The organism is Lentibacillus sp., from assembly GCF_035301925.1.
Taxonomy (GTDB): domain Bacteria; phylum Bacillota; class Bacilli; order Bacillales; family Amphibacillaceae; genus Lentibacillus.
On the sequence record NZ_DATGTI010000027.1, the window covers coordinates 1 to 4,314 of the forward strand.

At 43.7% G+C, this 4,314-nt stretch carries 3 protein-coding genes; 2 read left to right on the forward strand and 1 reads right to left on the reverse strand.

What is annotated here, in order from left to right:
• Positions 1–517 precede the first annotated feature (517 nt).
• Both VK080_RS02610 and VK080_RS02615 read left to right on the forward strand, forming a co-directional pair.
• Entirely contained in the window at positions 518–1,837 is a 1,320-nt protein-coding gene (locus VK080_RS02610; RefSeq protein ID WP_324223244.1) for an NCS2 family permease, read from the forward strand.
• Positions 1,838–1,855: 18 nt separating this feature from the next.
• Complete coding sequence (locus VK080_RS02615) at positions 1,856–3,625, forward strand: adenine deaminase (RefSeq protein ID WP_324223245.1); 1,770 nt, start codon at positions 1,856–1,858, stop codon at positions 3,623–3,625.
• Between the two features lie 460 nt (positions 3,626–4,085).
• Here the strand turns inward: VK080_RS02615 and VK080_RS02620 are convergent.
• A partial coding sequence (locus VK080_RS02620) for a hypothetical protein (protein WP_324223246.1) occupies positions 4,086–4,314 on the reverse strand: 229 nt, incomplete at its 5' end.

The window sequence follows — 4,314 nt, forward strand, 5'->3', positions numbered from 1 at the left end:
AAACCAGCTTCCTGCATCCAAAGAAGTGCGTTCAGCAATAGTAACTTATTCTATTTCACTGCATTCTCACCATATCTGTCCAACCCAAGCACCATGATTTACACCACCCATCGGGTAGGCTTTCGTCAGCTGGACTGTTACGGTAAATTTTCGTACCTATTAGCCGAACTTATAACACACGATTTCTTACTAAACAGCGTGCTATTCGATGCAGGGAGAGCCTTTCAGAGCGTTACTCCTTCATTCGACTCCTCGACATAACCCTTCAATTTTAGAAATTTAAAACAGCCTGACCTTTACCGAAATTGTGTGGCCACATATAAAAACCGAACTTTAAAAAATACAAGTCTCAACCGTTCTTGTGTACTCTTGAAAGTCTTCTGTCATTCTGCTATATTATCAGCATATTAAAATAACTCTGAATTTGTATATCCTCAGTAATATGGTCTGAGCAACTCTACCTCATTCCCATAGTAAAAGCCGAACTGTGGATTAAAGTATAAAGGAGTGTGACACCTTGCATCAATTAAAAAAATTGGATAAATTTTTCCAGCTATCCGAGCATAACTCAAATGTTAAAACTGAATTCACAGCTGGATTAACCATTTTTATGACAATGCTGTATGTGTTAATCATCGTTCCGGGAATGCTGGAAGAAGCCGGTATTCCCAAGGGACCCGTAACCGTTTCGGTCATTCTTATGACAGGTATCGTCACCATTATGATGGGCATATACAGCAACCGCCCATTTGCGCTTGCTCCAGGGCTCGGCTCAGTCGCATTCCTAGCTGTAACTTTGGTCGTTGCTGAAGGCATCCCATGGCAGATTGCGATAGGGATGGTTTTCATTTCCGGGATTTTGTTTATTTTATTCACCGTATTTGGATTACGTCAGCTTATTGTCCGGCTTATCCCGCCTGCAATCAAACTATCGATTGGTGCAGGCGTCGGGTTATTCATTGCCTTAATTGGTTTCCGCAATGCCGGGCTTGTCGTTGCAAGTGAAGACTCGAATTCCTTGCAGCTAGGCGATATCGGTACTTCGAGTGCTATTCTGGCGCTGATTGGTTTTTTCATTATGAGTGTGCTTTTAGCACGGAATGTACGGGGGCATCTTTTGATTGGCATCATAGCGGTAACGGTGATTGGCATCCCGATGGGTGTTACCCAGATACCAGATTCTATTTTTTCACTTCCAGAGAGTCCTGGTCGCGTATTATTTCAACTGGATATCCTGGAAGCATTAAAGATTGAGTACTTTCCTTTTTTACTCGCATTTTTTGTACCTGATTTTTTCTCAAGTTTGGGGACGATGCTTGGCGTTGCGGGAAAAGGAAACATGCTTGATAAAAATGGCAACCTGCCTCGTATAGACAAGCCTTTTCTTATCGATGCTGGCGGTACTACACTAGGGTCACTATTTTCCGTGCCCGTTATGACAACTTATGTAGAATCTGCCACTGGTGTGGAAGCAGGAGGACGCACAGGATTAACCGCTGTTACAACAGGCTTGTTATTTCTCTTAACTTTGTTTGTGACGCCGCTGATTATGATTATTCCAACAGAAGCCACTGCGCCGGCATTGATTCTGGTTGGGCTAACAATGCTTGCGTCCGTCAAAAACATCAACTTTCAGGATACAACCGAATCGCTTCCAGCATTTATGACAATTGTCATTACAATTTTCACTTTCAACTTCGGGAATGGCATCGCAGCCGGGATTATCATTTATGTAGTGGTCAAGAGTTTATCCGGTCGCTATAAAGAAGTTCATCCAGGGTTATATATCCTACTGATACCACTGGTCATTTATTTTATAACACTAGCAAATCAATAATCGAAAGGAGTACGAATCATGCATACACGTAAACATATTGTCGCAGCGGCACGCGGTGATGAGCGGATGGATACAGTGATTCGGAAAACCCAGCTTGTCAACGTATTTACCGCTGAAATTTATACTGCTGATATCGGAATCAAGGAAGACCGTTTCAGTGCGATAGCCCGTTATGAAAATGGCAAGCCTCTTTTCAATATGGAAGGAGATGCCGAAGTCGACGGGACAGGGAAATATGCTGTACCCGGTTTTATCGACTGTCATGTACACATCGAAAGCACGATGGTCACTCCAGATATGTTTGCCCGAGCATTGCTGCAGCGCGGTACAACGACAGCCATTATTGATCCACACGAGATTGGTAATGTAATGGGAGCAGAAGGCGTTGAATACATGATAAACGCCAGCAGGAATCTTCCTGTCCAAATTCTGACCACTATTCCCTCCTCCGTGCCGGCAGTACCGGGGATGGAAACAGCTGGTGCTTCATTTGGCCCGGATGACATCGACTCGCTTCTCGACATGCCAGGTGTTGTGGGAATTGCTGAACTGATGGATTATATCGGTGTGATCAAACAAAGCGATCGGATGGCTGGTATTGTCCAAAAAGGGCTCAATAAGGGTGTCCTGAATGAAGGTCATTTGCCTCGAGTAACCGGCCGGGATTTGCATGCGTATCTGGCTGCCGGTGTGAATTCTGATCACGAAAGCCGGACACCGGATGAAATCATTGAAAAACTGCGAGCCGGCATGCTGATCTATATACGGGAATCCAGCGTGAGCCAATTTGCCGATATCGCCGCCAAAGCGTGGGAAGTTGTGCCACACGCTTCCAATATTGCCATGTGCACAGATGATGTAGAACCGAATGATATGCAAAATAATGGACAGATGAATCGTGTTATCCAACGCTGCATCGAGGAAGGCATCCCAGCACCGCTCGCTATCCGCTACGCATCACTAAATGGTGCAATCCGCTATAGTCTCAGCGATCGTGGTGCCATTGCTCCCGGTTATATTGCTGATTTTTCCCTGGTGAATTCACTGGAGACTATGCAGATTGATGATGTCTTTATTCAAGGTGACCTGATGGTAAAAGAAGGAGAAGTTGTCGTGGATATCGAAAGTAGCATACCCCCGCTTGATAAAAATACCATGCGCCTGCCGGAACTGACAGAGGAGGATTTCCAAATCCACTCATCAGTCAAAGACGGAATGGTCACGGTCAACACAATGGAAATGACAGATATCGGTACAACCCAAAAAGGCACTTTGGAATTGAAAGTCACTGAAGGGCATATTGAAACACTCCCGAACGATTACGTGTTAGTTTCCGTCACGGGTCGCCACGGTCAAAATCGTAAACCCTTCGTCGGCGTCCTGAGAAATGCAGGGCTGAAAAAAGGCGCCTACGCGACAACCGTGGCACACGATAGCCATAACCTAGTGGTGGCAGGCACAAATGCACGCGACATGCTTCTGGCTGCAAAACGACTTGAGCAATCCGGCGGTGGTCTATGTCTCGTAGAAGACGGTGATGTTAAAGCACAAATTAATTTGCCGATTGCCGGCTTGATGGCGGCAGAACCAATTGAAGAACTGGCACCAAAAATTGAGAGATTTAATGAAGCAGCAAAAAGCATGGGCGTACAAGTGGGCCGGCGTTCCCCATCAATGGCCCTGTCGTCTCTAACTTTATCAGTCATTCCTGAAATCCGTATAACCGATCTTGGGTTGGTTGATGTTACAAAGCAGGCATTTATCCCTTTGATTGATTCTAGTTATTAGACAATAAAGGAGCAATGGCCACCACTGAGCATAACTAATAAGAATTATTGGCTACAGCTAACTACCCGTTCTCATCATGGAAAAAATGTTTTTTGAATCGGGTGGGTGATTAATCCCTACTCGATTCTTATTTTTTCCTCCAACTATGCTATAGCAAAAAACAATGATGGATTAAATTTGGAAACCGATTTAGAGGACGTCATGGTAAATGGATTTGAAACATTTAGGGATCCATGGCACCGAATATGATACACGCAGTTAGGAACTTATGAGAAACCACCTCCGCTGACGATTTCAGAAGAACAAAACAAAACGCTATAGAAAAATTCAAAATAATTATATTTATAATGGACTATCACTCATTCTGGGCGGTATAGTAAGAGCAGAAGATTACTCAGGTTATTCGAAAGGAATATGTTTATGTCTAAAAATGACTGAATAACAATGAATTGTTATACTATCATTCAAAATATTCAGTCAACCATTCATCTCTTATTCTCCCGTATTTTCTTTCAAGATCATGAAACAAGGTTAGGATCATTTGGTCTGCTAATTCCACCTGTTCCGTAAAATCCCTTCCTTCATACAATTTAATACCCCAGAAAACACCATTAGCAATAAGAACCCACTGTTTGATCACCTTGTCTGTCTCGGCTTCTGTCATCATCGGATAACTTCCTATTAATGCG